Origin of the sequence: Mesorhizobium sp. 2RAF45, assembly GCF_052115225.1 — a bacterium.
GTDB lineage: Bacteria > Pseudomonadota > Alphaproteobacteria > Rhizobiales > Rhizobiaceae > Mesorhizobium > Mesorhizobium jarvisii.
The window spans coordinates 1-14,665 of the sequence record NZ_JBFRGG010000017.1; the positions used below are offsets into that span (position 1 = coordinate 1).

The 14,665-nt window shown below is 58.1% G+C and carries 10 protein-coding genes and 1 pseudogene; 5 read left to right on the top strand and 6 right to left on the bottom strand.

Annotated elements, in window-relative coordinates:
- Positions 1 to 155: 155 nt before the first annotated feature.
- Positions 156 to 979, top strand: a pseudogene (locus tag AB4Z43_RS29230) (IS5 family transposase).
- 231 nt (positions 980 to 1,210) lie between these two features.
- On the opposite strand, the gene AB4Z43_RS29235 reads toward AB4Z43_RS29230, so the two are convergent.
- Together AB4Z43_RS29235 and AB4Z43_RS29240 are read right to left on the bottom strand one after the other, a co-directional pair.
- On the bottom strand, positions 1,211 to 2,230 hold the full coding sequence (locus AB4Z43_RS29235; protein ID WP_441940153.1) for a glycosyltransferase family 2 protein: 1,020 nt from the start codon (positions 2,228 to 2,230) through the stop codon (positions 1,211 to 1,213).
- Positions 2,227 to 3,537: an oligosaccharide flippase family protein gene (locus AB4Z43_RS29240; RefSeq protein WP_441940155.1), complete on the bottom strand. Its 1,311-nt coding sequence runs from the start codon at positions 3,535 to 3,537 to the stop codon at positions 2,227 to 2,229. The genes AB4Z43_RS29235 and AB4Z43_RS29240 overlap by 4 nt, the downstream gene beginning before the upstream one ends.
- 345 nt (positions 3,538 to 3,882) lie before the next feature.
- Between AB4Z43_RS29240 and AB4Z43_RS29245 the strand changes: the two genes are divergently transcribed.
- From AB4Z43_RS29245 to AB4Z43_RS29255, 3 genes are all read left to right on the top strand, one after another.
- The gene (locus AB4Z43_RS29245; protein WP_441940157.1) at positions 3,883 to 4,734 is read left to right on the top strand and encodes an FkbM family methyltransferase; all 852 of its coding nucleotides are present in this window, start codon (positions 3,883 to 3,885) and stop codon (positions 4,732 to 4,734) included.
- A 110-nt stretch (positions 4,735 to 4,844) separates the two neighbouring features.
- Positions 4,845 to 7,664 carry an AMP-binding protein gene (locus AB4Z43_RS29250; protein ID WP_441940159.1) on the top strand — a complete coding sequence of 940 codons (2,820 nt, stop codon included), beginning with the start codon at positions 4,845 to 4,847 and terminating at the stop codon, positions 7,662 to 7,664.
- 390 nt (positions 7,665 to 8,054) lie between these two features.
- Positions 8,055 to 9,071, top strand: a complete 1,017-nt coding sequence (locus tag AB4Z43_RS29255; RefSeq protein ID WP_441940161.1) for an aldo/keto reductase — start codon at positions 8,055 to 8,057, stop codon at positions 9,069 to 9,071.
- A 190-nt stretch (positions 9,072 to 9,261) separates the two neighbouring features.
- Here the strand turns inward: AB4Z43_RS29255 and AB4Z43_RS29260 are convergent, their stop codons facing one another.
- Entirely contained in the window at positions 9,262 to 10,140 is an 879-nt protein-coding gene (locus tag AB4Z43_RS29260; protein ID WP_441940162.1) for an IS110 family transposase, read from the bottom strand.
- Between the two features lie 423 nt (positions 10,141 to 10,563).
- Between AB4Z43_RS29260 and AB4Z43_RS29265 the strand changes: the two genes are divergently transcribed.
- Complete coding sequence (locus AB4Z43_RS29265; RefSeq protein ID WP_441940164.1) at positions 10,564 to 11,865, top strand: calcium-binding protein; 1,302 nt, start codon at positions 10,564 to 10,566, stop codon at positions 11,863 to 11,865.
- Positions 11,866 to 12,269: 404 nt separating this feature from the next.
- On the opposite strand, the gene AB4Z43_RS29270 is transcribed toward AB4Z43_RS29265, so the two are convergent.
- The 3 genes from AB4Z43_RS29270 to AB4Z43_RS29280 form a co-directional block, all read right to left on the bottom strand.
- Positions 12,270 to 12,485, bottom strand: coding sequence for a hypothetical protein (locus AB4Z43_RS29270; protein ID WP_441940165.1), 216 nt, complete (start codon positions 12,483 to 12,485; stop codon positions 12,270 to 12,272).
- 403 nt (positions 12,486 to 12,888) lie between these two features.
- Complete coding sequence (locus tag AB4Z43_RS29275) at positions 12,889 to 14,196, bottom strand: hypothetical protein (protein ID WP_441940167.1); 1,308 nt, start codon at positions 14,194 to 14,196, stop codon at positions 12,889 to 12,891.
- 71 nt (positions 14,197 to 14,267) lie between these two features.
- On the bottom strand, positions 14,268 to 14,591 hold the full coding sequence (locus tag AB4Z43_RS29280) for an acyltransferase family protein (RefSeq protein ID WP_441940168.1): 324 nt from the start codon (positions 14,589 to 14,591) through the stop codon (positions 14,268 to 14,270).
- Positions 14,592 to 14,665: the final 74 nt, after the last annotated feature.

A 14,665-nucleotide genomic window follows, 5' to 3' on the forward strand; every position in this document is an offset into this window, starting at 1 on the left:
CGCCGTGAACTTGAAAGACGTTCTTGGCGATATCCAATCCAATCGTGATAACTTGCATGCGGACGGTTCCTTCCCTCTGATGGTCCTTTGACAACGCCATCTTGGCACATTGCGATGCCGCTGGGTCGGGGGCCGTCCACCCCATCAAGCTCTAGATGTGGACAAAGCAGAGCCGTGGCCGGATGGCCAGATTGCCAAGAAGACAAAGCGCTACCCGTCTGATTTGACGGACGAGGAGTGGGAGCAATTCGCACCGCTCATGCCCAAGCCTGGGCGTCGGGGCCGTCCGCGCGAGGTTGATTTCCGTGAGGTGGTCAACGCCGTGCGCTACTTGGTCCGCTCCGGTTGCGGTTGGCCGATGCTGCCGATCCATTTCGGCCCCTGGCAGACGGTCTACGGCTGGTTCCGCGAGTTGGCGCGGCGCTTTCTGTTCCAGACTATTCACGACGTGGCGCTGATGCTGGATCGTGAGCGAGCCGGGCGCGAGGCCAGTCCCACGGCTGGCGTGATCGACAGCCAGTCGGTCAAAGCTCCACAAGCGCAAACAAGGGGTTACGATGCCGGTAAGAAGATTGTCGGCCGCAAGCGACACATTGCCGTCGATACGGATGGGCGGCTATTGATGGTCAACCTCACCAGCGCCGATATCTCCGACAGTGCCGGTGCTCAGGCGATCCTGGATGGCATCCGCAAGCGTTGGCCCTGGGTGAAGCATCTGTTCGCCGACGGCGCCTATGACCGGCTGAAGCTCATGGACAAAGCCACCTATCTCGACTTCGTTGTCGAGATCATCCGTCGATCCGACGACCAGAAGGGCTTCCAGATCCTGCCCCGCCGCTGGGTCGTCGAGCGGACCTTCGGCTGGATGACAAGATGGCGCCGCCTCGTGCGCGACTACGAGCAGCGCATCGACGTCTCGCAAGCCATGATCCTTGTCGCGATGGGCGGCAATCTCATCCGCCGAAACGCTCATCCGTGATTTCAAAACGGACGCTAAGAGCACCGGGCGCCATCGCGCCCTGCAACCTAACAATCCGAGGAGCCGAGGAACCCGACGAGATCCTGGTGGCGACAGTGGCGAGCCCAAAGACCACCTGGCAGCCGCTACCATTGTCATGGAAAATACCTGCCCGATGAAATTCGTCCGCTATCGGCGCATTAGGCCTTTTTGCTTGTGGACTGCGTGCCCGGGGATGTATGGCCGCCGCATTCACCAATTTGTCCGTCGAAGCCTGCGGCGCAAGACTGCGAAGACGCGGGCAAAGATGTCTTGGTTCACCGCTTTCGTGACCGATGGACGAAAAATTTGCATTGCGTGGCGGATCGTCGAGCCCCAAGGCTGGTGGCGGAATCGTCTCCGCAGACGAGCAATCTGCAGGGCGCGCGCTATCGTCTCCGGATCCGGAAGCTTGTGTTTATCCTCAATCAGGCTCCAAGTCAGCTGCTTGAGATCAATCGTTTCCCGGTCAACGTCATAAAACGTTGTAGAAGCAGTGACGCTCGAATGGTTCGTCGCATCGTAGAAGATTAGGCCATCTTCGATCATAACCATGTCTCCATGGCTGGCAAGATCTATGAAGAATAGTTGATCCACCCCGGCTGTAATAGACTTGTATCTTCGCATTAGACAGCCATTCTGAACGACGCTGCTATTGACCAACAAAGATGACGGGATAATCCCAAATGAGCGTGTCGCGCGGACCAAATAAAGATCCTTCAGGGTTTGCTGACTCGAACAGACTATGATGTGCTTGCAACCGGGCCGAGCCGAACGGAATTTTACCCCGTCATCTTCGACTCTGTTTGTGGCGCAGGTTATGAATGCTGCAGAGGGATACTGTTGGGCCACCTGTGCAAATGTCCCCAGCGCTTTTGGCGCCAGCCAATCGTCGTCATGCAACAACTTGATCCAGCTTCCACGGCAGGCGAGCATGACGTTATTGGTATTTTCCACTTGTCCCCGTCCCCGACGGTTTTCAACAATGCGGATGCGAGGGTCGGCCCGAGCGTAGTCAGTCAACATGGCCCATGTCTGTCCGTGTGGCCCCTCATCGTCGCTGACGACCAGCTCCCAGTTCGAAAAGTCCTGATGCAATACGCTGTCGATGGCCCGACGGATTGTGTCCGGCCGGCGGAAAGTCGGAATGGCCACCGAAATGAATCGGCTTTCCGCAACATCGGCGGGGTCGGATATGTGTAGCTGCGGTGGCTTCGTGCTGTCCTCACTCATTCAAGCAGCTCTATTGTCGCGCACGCTCCATTTGATTGCGCGTCGCGAGTTAAGAGAAGGAGAGAGGCGGCCGTGCTCAAAGCAAATCCGACCGCACCGCCGGCTGCCATCAGATAAATCACGTGCAACGGCTGCCAGCCAGCGTGAACACCGACCGCGAGCGGTCCAAACATAAGCAACGTCCGCGCCAGGTCGACCAGAAGCCGCACCTCCTGTCGCCGGAGGATGGTCGGGACCATTTGAAGCGGCGTCGCCAGTGCCTGCGCCGCCCCCATGCACGCAAGAGCGCTCATAATCTGTCCCGCGACCATCCAAGGCTCGCCCAAAAGTGGAACGACAAAATAAGGGGCGGCAAGGCCAAGCCCCAATATCGGCAGGGCAATCACGCTAGCCGCCAGAATCAGCAGGCCGCGGGCGGTGCCGAGCAGACTCCGGTCGTTACGCCCTTCATTCGCTATAGCAACAAAAACATTGCCGAGGGGATTTGCGATCAACGCGATTGGCGCAGTCACGAAGCGCGCGGCGACTCCGAAAAATCCCGCGAAATTGGCACCAAACAGCGACCCAATGAGAATTGCGGGAAGGTTGATGATTATAAAGCCCGCGAGGGCCGCGGGAAGGTCGAACAGAGGAAACTTGTACTCTCGTCTGGCCGCAGCGATTACGGTCAGCCACGGGGCTCGGACGATGCCAGACGCATCCTGCCAACTCAGGATGCGGGTGCCGATTACTAATATGAGCACTGCCTGGCTCAGGATATGTGCATAGGCCATCGCCTCACCTCCGAGTTGGGCGACGCCAAAGATCAATTGCAAAAATGCCATGGTCGCCGGTTGGATCACGCGTCCAATGGCGAAGTCGCGCACGTAACCAAAGCGCAGGCTCCAGCAGCTCATGGCTTCGGCGATGGCCGCGCCGGCCATCCCGATTGGAACGAGCCAGACAAGATGGGTGAGCCGCCCCGGGGCGATGTGCAACAGCAGATATCCAGCCGCCAGGGTCGTAACCGACGTCACGAAGACAGCCAGGAGAACGAGTTTAAAGGCCACCTGCCCTCGAACCTTGTTCTCAACGACGTAGATCGAGGATTCGAAGCGAAGCGCCGCGATGGAGCCGAGGATATTTACGATCGACAGGTAGATTGTGAAAATACCGAAATCGGCTGGCGAATAAAGTCGAGCCAGCAGAGGGATGGCAGCGACCAGAGTGAACTGGCCAATGATCGCCATGGCCGAGACGCCCCCCGCAACGCGAATAATGGTGCGGATCGGGCTTGGCGTTGCGCCGGCCATTGCTTTCGCGATCATAGTGAACGTCCCAGGAGTCGGAAAAGTCGTTTCTGGAGTTGTGCGATCGCGCCTATGCAAACGACCTCTCGCTTTTTCAGATTCTATGATCGGTTCCGGGCCTCACAATCATTCATTCGTATGATGTCGATCAGATCGGGAAGCTTCAGTACTGCCATGGTTTTCGTTCATATGTCCCGAGAGCTTGATCCAGAGAGGAAAAGACCTCCGGGCGCGACAAGGGTGGAGACAATATTGCGTGGCTTCTCCCGACATCCACTCAGCTTGGGCCATAGTCTTGATTAATTGTGACCGACGTTGGCCATACCAGCGTTGCCCCCACAATCGCACAATGGAGAAGATGAGGTGCGCAAGCTCCGCCATTTTGGCGACCGCCTCCGCGAAGAGCCCGACAAATTCAGGTTTGTGCTGTCTCGTGCGCTATGGGCGACCGGATTGTGTCGCTTGATTACTTTCAGTTTCCCCGAAGGCTACAGGATGCGCTTTTATCCCAGCGCGATCTCCGCGGGACTCTGGCGGGACCGGAATTTTCGTTCCGAAGACGTTGATTTCGTGGCAGGCTACCTTCGGCCGGGCGAAACCTTTGTCGACGTCGGTGCAAATGTAGGCCAGCTAAGCCTCGTGGCCGCGCGGCGTGTTACGTCGTCCGGACGAACCATCGCTATCGAAGCCCACCCGCGTACCTGCAATTTCCTGCGTGGCAACGTACGCCTCAATGGTTTTCCCATCGAGATCCACAATGTCGCCGTGGGCAGTGAATGCGGCGAGCTGTTCTTTACCAATTTTCGTAGCGATGACATGAACTTCGCCTATGCAGCCTCGCCGCGAAGCGGCTCTGCGCTACGTGTTCCGGTCGCTACCCTGGATTCCATCATCTGCGAACGGCCCGTGGATTTGCTGAAAGTCGATGTTGAGGGATTTGAGTGCGATCTTCTCCAGGGCGCCGCGCAAACACTCCACAACTGCCGCTGTCTATATATCGAAGATTCCGAGCCCAATTTGCGGCGAGCTGGCAGTTCGCGAGCAGAACTATACGATCGCCTGAGCGAGAGGGGATTCGAGCTGTTCCATGTCAGGGGGAAACAGCTGGAGCGGGTTTCGGTGCAAGCGGCAGGCCCACTTACAGAGAATTTGATTGCTGTTCGCGGTTCCGACCTGCCGGACGCGCTCGCCCGGACCGGTTTCTGCCTAGCGTAAACGTCGTTCGGTTGGTGACGTTGTCACGCATCAACATTTGGAAACGCGCAAGGTTGGACGGTCGCGCCAGGTTAGTGCGGTCATCATTCATTCTAACGATGCAGCGGCCATTGCAGTCCCGTACGACACGGCAAAAGCTGGTCAGCAAGAAGGGGGCCGTTTTGGAAGCGTTTCAGCGCCGGCGCTCTGAAGGCTCGCCTTTCCATGGCTTGCCGACCATTCCAGGAGGCCGGGGAGAACAGGAGGTGGCGACCGCCTGGAATAGCGACCTGGACCATTTGATTTGGAGAGAAGCGCCAGCGCGCGCCCTCGATACGGACGGCCCAACAAACCGTCCTTTTGAAAGAATGAGCGACGGTTTTTCAGATGCGCCGGCGTTCGAACATCTGCAGCGGGTTGTCCAAAAGCATCCGGACAAGATCGCACTCAGTGATGGCGTGACATCGCTGACTTTCTCGACATTGTTGCATGCTGTCCAGAACCTCGCCCGCGTGATCGCTGATGCGGTTCCACCCGGCGAGGCTGTCGGACTTCTTCTCGGCAACGCGATCTGGCACCCGGTGGCCATGCTTGCCGCCATGCATGCCGGCAGACCCGCGGTGCCACTCAATCCGAGGGATCCTTTGCCACGCCTTGCCGCCATCGCGACGGGCGCGCGCCTGAAGGCTATCGTAAGGGCCGGGCTAGGCCAACCAGATGGCTGGCCGGATGCCGTACCGCTGCAATGGATCGATCCGTCTCAAAGTCTCATCGAAACGGCTCCTGACAAATCCCCCCTTGTGTCATCGGGCGCGTCCGTCGATTCGCCGGCAATCGTTCTCTACACATCGGGCAGCACCGGAACACCGAAGGGGGTTGTAAACAGCCAGCGCGCGCTCCTTCAGCGCGTTCAACAATACATCAACGCAGGCCATATCAGTTCCGATGATGTATTCATGCCGCTGACCGGGCCTGCAACCATCGCGGGATGCCGCGAAATGATGACCCCGATGCTCTGCGGCGCCACATTATACCTGTTGGACGTCGAAAGGGCAGGCATTCGCGGTACTCGCGAGCATTTCCAGCAATGGCAAGTGACCGTTGCCTACATCGTACCGGCCTTGCTGCGCGTATTGCTGAACAACTCTGCGCCCGACGCGTTTTCTTCGCTGCGGATTGTCCGTGTTGGGGGAGAACGAGTCCTCTGGTCCGACATCGACCTCCTCCGCAACGCTGTTCCGGACTCCTGCTTCATCCAGATAAGCTATCTGTCGACCGAGACCACCGGAACCCAGTGGTTCCTGCCTCGACACTATCGGGAACAAGGTGCAAGCGTCCCGGTCGGCTTCATCCTGCCTGGCATTGAATACGCCGTCGTTGACGAGAACGGAGGCGAGGCTGCTCCAGGATTAGAGGGCGAGTTGCTGGTCAGGAGCAGATACACCGCCCTTGGATATTGGGATGGCGGGAGACATGTTCCTCTTCCGGCGAGCCTGTTCGCCCCGCGGACTCGCGTCTTCGCAACAGGCGACCTGGTCAAAGTGGACGATGCCGGTCTGATGTGGATCGTTGGACGCAAAGGGCGTCAGATAAAGATCAACGGGCGGCGCGTCGAGCCGGCCGAGCTGGAACTTGTTTTGCGGCGCGCTCCCCGCGTGCAGGATGCCGTCGCGGTTGTATCGGACACGAATGAACTGGTGGCCTTTGTCGTTCCAGCTGAAGACGCAGGCAGGGATCTCATCCCCGAATTGCGCGACTTGATCAGACAAGCGCTGCCCGCCGCCGTCCATCCGACACGACTGCATGGTCTTGCCGAAATCCCACGGCTCCAGGGAGGGAAGGTCGATGGAATCAGATTGCGGGAGCTGGATCGCGCGCTGCGTGAACGAAAAGGAAGCCAGGACGCTCCGAGCGCCCGGCTGCCAGCGGGTTCCGTTGCCGTCGAAGAGACGGTCGGGACCGTTTGGGAAAGGATACTCCAGGGCAAGGGAGTGGGAAGCAGCCGCTGGGATGAAGCCGGCGGCGACTCGCTGAAGCTGCTGCAACTTGTGATGGAACTTGAGACGGCCCTTGGCCGGGACCTCAGTTTGGACGCGTTCACCGTCGACATGAGTTTTGCCGACATCGTCAGGGCGGCATCCATAGATGAAACAGCGAGAGGTCCGCTTGTTGAAGCCTCCGATCCGCGTCCCGTTTTGTTCATTGTGCCGGGATCTATCGGCTACGGGCCCAGCCTCGCGGCCTTCGGGGTGGAGATGGGCAATGTCGCCAGGGTTGTTGCGGCGCGCTACGAAGATCTGAACGACCTGTTGAGCGGACAGGGGCCGATGGCCAGGATGGTCGATGCCGTTGTCGCCCAGATCAGCCAGGTCCAGCCTGAAGGCAATGTGAAGCTCATCGGCTATTCGCTTGGCGGCGGCGTCGCTTTCGATGTTGCCAGCAAGCTTGTCGCCGCGGGTCGATCGGTCACGTTCCTGGGAATCCTGGACACCAATATCGGACCTGGGCAACACAGCGTGCGTGAAACTCTTGCCCGTACCGCACAGCGCATTCGGACCCACAGAGTGACCATTGATCGCATGATGCTACGGGCGCTGGCGAAAATATTTGCCAATCTGGGTGCCGAAGCCTTGCTCGCTCGCGGCATTGATCGATTGAAATGGAAGTCCCTGGCCAGAATACGATTCATCCTGCGTCTCGAACTCGAGGAAATCCTGCGGATGCGCGCGTTCGGCCAGTGGCTCGGGCAACCGAAAACCGCGCTGCCAATAATCGCCACCTTGTTTCGGTGCCCGCGCACCGGCTTTCCATCAGATCTTGGCTGGAGCAAATTCTTTGCCGGTCTGAACGTGGTGCCAATCGTCGGCGGACATCTGGACATGCTGGTTGAGCCCCACCTCAGTCACAACCGCCCCTTGATAGAAAGCGCCTTCCTGGCGAGCGGCAGGTGAGGGCGGAGGATTTCTGGTTCATTCAAGCCTAGTCGTTATCGAATCAAAGAAGGAAACCCGGATAACGCTCCATTACGCATCAGGTGGATTAGCCGCAGAAGTCGCAACAGCCGGATTCAATCTGGTTGATGTTCAATCCGTCGACGAACTCAACGCTCTGCCAGCCGACGAAGAATTTGGGGCCAAGGTGAAAGAGCGAGCGTCTGATAGCCGTCGGCGGGACGTACCGTATCGAAACATGCCCCGGCAGGCGACCTCAAGAAACAATTTGCCCCGCCGGGTGCAACCGTTGTGCGGGATGCCTTGCCTTTCGTGACCCGTCACGGAAAGACAGAAAGATCATTCGCCTTAGACGGCCTCTGGTTTGATGCTTAGAAATGAGGCTTCGCGATGAAGCAGGTCTTTGTCGAAGCTATCGGCCGTGAGGTTTCAAGTATCGGCTTTGGCTGCGCTTCACTTGGTTCGCGCATCGGAGCGCGCCAGGGAATCGAGACGCTCGAACGCGCCTACGAAGCAGGGGTAACCTGGTACGACGTGGCGCCTTCATATGGCGACGGGATGGCTGAATCGATCTGGGGCAAATTTGCATCCAGAAAGCGCGATCGCGTCTGCGTCTGCACCAAGGTTGGCATGCGCCCGCCGAAGACCCCCACCGCAATGCGGCTGCTGAAGCCGTTGTCGCGGATCGCTATCGCGGTGGTTCCCGCGCTTAAGCAGTACGCTTCAAGAGTGCGCCCCACGCCTTTCAAGGTGCCGCTGTCCGCGGAGTTGATAAGATCAAGCGTCGAGGAGAGCCTAGGGCGTCTTCGCACGGACTATGTCGATGTCCTCGCACTGCATCGTCCGACCGCCGAAGAGCTTGTTCGCGAGGATATCATCCGGGCCGTGGAGCGCTTGGTTCAGGATGGGAAAGCCCGGGCCATTTCAGTCGCGGGAGATCTCGAGGCTGGAATGACGGCCCTCCAGGAATCGCTGCCTTATCGGTTCGTGCAGATTGCCAATACCCCGCTGGAGCCAAACCTCGCGAAGTTGAAGGCGCGCGCGCATCGGCACAGAACGTTCGTAACGCACGGGACGTTCTCAGGCCTCGACCGGATCGTCGCGAAATTCAATGCGCGGAAGGAAATACTGGTCGCTCTTGGTGATCTCGGATACCGCGGCAGTCCCAATGAAGTTGCTATCGCATTTCTCGCCGATTACGCATTCGCAACAAATTCGGCGGGCGTCACCCTGGTCTCCATGTTCAAAAAGGAACACCTCGATTTCAATCTGCGGCGATTGAAGAACAATCCAGCACCCGAGCGCCTGAATGCCATCGTTGCCGCACTCGAAATCGGTGTGACAGACCCATGCCGCGAACTACTGGATTCTCCAACGACAGTTTCCAAAATCGCTGACAGCTTTTAGAGACGTGACGTTCGATGCAGGTTCTTTGCTTTTGTTCGCGGTCGGCACGTAGCCGCCGGCATGATGGTGTTCGTGGGTCCGTTCGGTTCAAAGCTCTTCGGCGTGCTCGGAGGCCGGCAATGACAGATCATGCGAACTCGCTCGGACCGCGCCCTGCATCGAGCGCTCGCCAATCCGTGGACGGGCCTGCCTAAGCGACCGTCCAGCGGAAGTCTTGTTCGTCGATCCACATGCGATGAAGTGTGACCGCCATCCTTCGAGCAAGCGCTACCTTGGCGCGTCGAACACCCTGACGATCGGCAATCTTCATGGCCCAGGCTTTCATGCTCGACCAGCGGGTCGTCGGGCGAAGAATGACGTTAGCCGCCTCGAACAAGGCCGTTCGCGTCTCGCCGTCGCCAACCTTCGTGATGCGACCCACCCTGTCGACTTCTCCGGACTGACGTCGGCAGATTGGATCCGCACGAACTGCCCTGGGAACCAGGCGGTGCAGATCGGCCAGGCTCTCGCGCAGGCTCTTGTGTAGCCGCAGGAGAGGCTCAAAGATCGATAGCAACAACCTGTCCGTTCCGATCAGCTGGCGGACCCTGGCCTCGAACCGCACGCGCGTCACTGCTCCGATCTTAAGCCCCAACGGCCGCAATAGCCCGCGGATGACCTGCTCGTTGCCGGTCAATGCTCGCACGGCCGCCTTCCGCGCCGCCGTCAGGGTGCGCAGCCGCTGGCCGGCCGCGGACTTCAGATGAACGGCCCTGAACCAACGCGCGATGCCCTGCGCGTCATTCCGGTCCGTCTTCACCGTCATCGCCCTCAGCGCCACTTTGACATGCCGGCTCTCCAGGCAGACGATGGGGAAGCCTTCGTCGACCAGATGCCCGCCGATCCATTCCGACGTCGCACCGGCTTCCAAACCAACGCGAACGAGACCATCCCGCCATCGGTCAAGAGCAGCCTTCACGGCCTCGGGGTCACCGAGCACCTTCCCCGGCCACAGTATCTCGCCAGTCTCGCCAACGACGCAAATGGCTACTGCATCGAGAGAAATGTCCAGTCCTGCATAAACGCCCATGCCGATCTCCTCTTGCCAGGTCGGCTCAGAGCATGATGCGAACCCCGTCTTTCCGAAAGGGGTTGGGCATTCAGCGAGCTGAACCGAATACCCCATCTCTTCCGTAAACCGCTTTCTCTTCATCAGTCCGTCCTTCAATCAAGGCCCGGACTCTAATCTCAGATGGAGGAAATTCTCAGTAGCAGGTCAGCCCGGATGACGGAGAGCGCAACCATAACCTTCAAAAGCATAAGTATAGTATATAGTATCGATCACCGATACTTTAACGAAGCCAAGGTTATTCGTATAAATATTTCCAGCCGTGAGTCCGCACAGCTGCTGATCAAAGATTCTATCAATGAGTGCGGGTATTTGATTATGCGCTAATGTACGCCTTCCGCTAAGCATGCTCCGGGGCGTTATCGAATCAAGGAAGGAAGCCGGATGACACTCCATTACGCATCAGGTGGATCAGCCGCAGAAGTCGCAACAGCCGGATTCAATCTGGTTGATGTTCAATCCGTCGACGAACTCAACGCTCTGCCAGCCGGCATGAAGGGCTTGGTCTGGCTTAACGAGGTCGATGGAACTTCATCGTCCTTCATCCAGAAAGTCACGCCCTTCATCGGCAATCCGAACGTGTTTGGCTTTTTCCTCGCCGACGAGCCAGATCCCACTGGCAAATGGGGTGTCTACGCAACCGCCGAGAACCTGAAGGCGGAGTCCGATTGGATCCATTCCAATTTGCCAGGCGCCAAGACCTTTATCACCATGATGAACATGGGATCTGCCGCGAATCCGGACTTTTCGAACACCTTCAATCCTGCCAACACGCATATCGATTACTACGGAGTGGATCCCTATCCGGTGCAAACTGGAACAAGTGCGGTCGACTACAACATGATCGACAGAACCGTGGCGGCGGCTGTGGCATCGGGCGTCCCGACCAACCAGATCGTTCCCGTCTATCAGACGTTTGGAGGTGGCAACTGGACCACCGACACGGATGGAAAATTTGTCGTTCCCTCCACGTCCCAGATGCAGACAATGATGGATCATTGGGACAAGCTGGTTCCGTCACCCGCATTCGACTACGCTTATGCCTGGGGTTCGCAACAAGGCGACACAGCGCTTGGAAACTCGCCGGAACTGCAAGCCTTTTTCCTGCAACACAATCTAAGCAGTGCCGCAGGCACTCCTACCACGTCTGGTACCTCCAGTACTCCTAGCACCACTGTTGCCCCCGGCGCTCCTACTACCCCCGGCGCTCCTACTACCCCCAGTGCTCCTAGCACCCCCAGTGCACCGAGCGCTCCAGTTGGCGACAATCCCAGCGATGGTAGATATCATCACATTAATGGTGCCGATTTGACCCACAGAATCCACAGTGCCGATCATGTCGCCAATGCCAGCCAGGGGGTGACGGAATCGGCTGGCGGCCGAGGCCCGGTGAGCGTCGTCGACGGCAGCGATGCCTTCGTATTCAGCACCGCTCTCGCGGCCGAGCATGCGAACAGGACTCCGGACCTCAGCGTCTCCCACCACCAGCTTCACCTCGACCACGCCTTGGGGCTTCACACGGACGCCCCCGCAGCCACGCCTTTCGCCGGCCTGGGCGCGCAAGATGGTGGCGACCACATCATCTACAACAGTTCTACCGGTGCGCTCTCTTTCGATAGCCAGGGCAGCATTGGAGGCGAGCATCATATAGAGCTCGCCCATTCTCCAGGTCTCTTCGTGACTTGAAAGAGGTCTAGCGTCGTTGCGGCCCGGCAGCGGTCGTGGTGGGGGTGGAATGACTGCCGCCGGGCCTGGCCGGCTCATCCGCGGCGAGCCGACCAGCGTGATTAGCAGGTTAGCAACATAACCCTGCTGCGCGTCTTTCCCCCGGTATCGTCCCATTTTGGGACAGGCGTTCTGGCATTGCTCTTGCGTGGACAGTGTGCCGGTTGATCCCGGCCCTGGTCGCGTACCTGATCAGGTAGTAGGCTCGCCGGGCTTGAGGTTGTTGGGGTCTTCGTCCGGCGAGTTTCCATTCTCAGCGGTGAGAGCGCCCGGCACCTGCAGATAGGGATGTGAATAGGACGGCGGGCCAAGTGGGGTTCCTTCGGGGCAAGCCGGCTATTGCTTTCGTCGGCCCACGCTCATCGTTACGAGCGGCGTCGGCTCCCCAGGGAGTAGGGTGCTGATCCGTGTTGCCTGACATCACCTTTTAAACTCTGCGCAGCTTTGATCACGGCCTTGCGGCTGTTACCGTGTTTCAGGATCAACTCCCAGACCACGTCCGCAGTCAAACCGTTCTCCGAAGCGAAACTTTCGACCTGATGGTCGTGAATAGCATCACGCCAAGCCTTATAGCCGCCCATTTGGGCCTCCGCTCTAGGCGCCGCATGGCAAAGGTATGCGCTCTTGCTAATATAAGGTACATGCGAACGAAGGACGGTCCGTGCGAGTGCGAGGACGAGTGCCGACCCCGTTTAAACGCTGCCTGGTACAAAGCCGGGCTCACCACACGGTCACCGGCGGAATATGCGGGGTTTGAATGCTGAAAAGGACTGCGCGGGCATCCCAATGCTGCAATGCTGCGAGACAGGGTTAGCGTTCTTCTTTTGGCCACCCGGCGCTTGGGCGATTATCGGTTTGACAAACCCAATCGGCTATAAGGCAGGCTTTTCGGCTGGGAAGAAGAAAGTCGTGTCGATGAAGGTAGGCCAAAGTGGCTCGTGACCCTGCGGATCTGCTCGTCATTCATGCCGGTCCCGACGTTGGTCAAATGCAGAGCGGAATCCTGCGATCCTTTCCAGGGGAATCTACCCGACGCTTTTGCGTCTTTATGTATTTGCTACCGACCCGCTGGCCCATCCAAAACAGCCAGATATCATCACCTTGGGGACAGAGTTCGATGAACTTGTCTTCGTCGACCGCTTCTGGTGACAGCGACTCGGGACCATAAAGAACCCCTCCCACGCCGGTCGCAAAGAGCATATTGGCTGTGTCGGAGACGTCATATGACCGATTGCTATAAGGCGCGATTTGCCCAGCATCGTCGAATGCGACCGAGTGGCCCCGGTGACAAACGATGGTGCTTTCTCCAGCCTTTTCGACAAGCTCTTCGAGCCACCGATGACCATAGTAGACATCGTCATCTGCTGTCACGATGTAGGCTTTGGGAAACGCCAGCAACGCAGGAACAATCTTCTTGTAAGAACGAACATCCTTACAAAAACGGATCTCAAGGCCATGGGCTTTCAGGTCCGTAACTAAGGGTGGCAGCTGCGCCGCATGCTCAGAAGTAAGCCACAAGACGACGCGGTCTGGGACGACCGTCTGCGACAAGAGACAGCGCAGCGTCAGATGCAGCGTCTCGAAACGTTTAGGATATGAAGTTAGCGAGACGATCAAATCGCCAGGCAGCCCATGCGGCCGGCCCTGTCCTCGAAGCGGCCATCGCAAACCAATCAGAAATTGAGCGACGTATGGCTTGGCAAAGCAAATAGTGTCATCTCGATACTTTGCAACGCGCCAGCCAACCCCATTTTTGAGCCATGCAATTGCGCGACCCGGCGTGCCGGCTCCGGTCCCTAAGAACCACGGCGACAGCCGCGAGGATCGTTTCAAAATCAGGTAGATGGCGAAAGGACCGGAGACTGCGACCATAAAGATCGTCGCCTCGTTGGAAACACCAAGGTCACGAAGAGAAAAATGGAAAGATTGATGCAGGAACATGATCACCAGCGAGGCTTCACCCAGCTTCGCCATGGGCGCTGCAAACGTTTTGAATTTGGCTGCTTGCTGCACTGCCATGAGCAAGGCCAGGGACAGAGACAAAGCAATCAGAAGCCCCAGCACAGGCGGGCCGAAAATTGAATATTTCATGTTGAACTTGGCTCCGCGTCCCGCTGCGACCAAAGCCAGCGCTCCTACAATCGCAATGAAAATCAGCCGAGTTGCCGAGCGGAACTGATTGCAGCAAAGCGCGATCGGCACTGCTGCGACTGCCCAAGGCGAGCGATTCATTGGCCACTCGAATGCGATCGCGTAGCCTAGAGCGACACATAACGCGACGAATGCCAGCATCCGGGTCCTGCCAGGACTTCTCGCCCAATTCGCGAACTCATTGTAAATAAGCTGGGTAAAGAAGAGGCAAGTTACAACCAAAAAACGCCAAAGTCCCGCCAGAGGCGCATGCCTCCCAAGGCGTCGTTGACGGCCATTTCTCGTAGCTGCCAGCGGGAGGAAACATCGCCGAGCAGAATTCTCCTGGATATGACCGCAAACGTCAAAACCGTCAGGAACGCTACGTATGGTACAGCCAGACTTGAGATTTTCTTCCAAAATAGCTCGGCACTTGAGGCAGGTTTATAGACGTAGCCGGAGACGACGAAGAACAGAGGCATATGAAATAGCAGCACGCATTTGGCGAAAACGGCGTCCCAAGTACCGGTCCCCGCTCCGGCGATGTGGGCTGCCACCACAAGAGACTGCCAACGCCCTTGGCGGCATCAATCCATATTTCCCGGTTCGCCATAGCTAGCTTGCCCCAGAC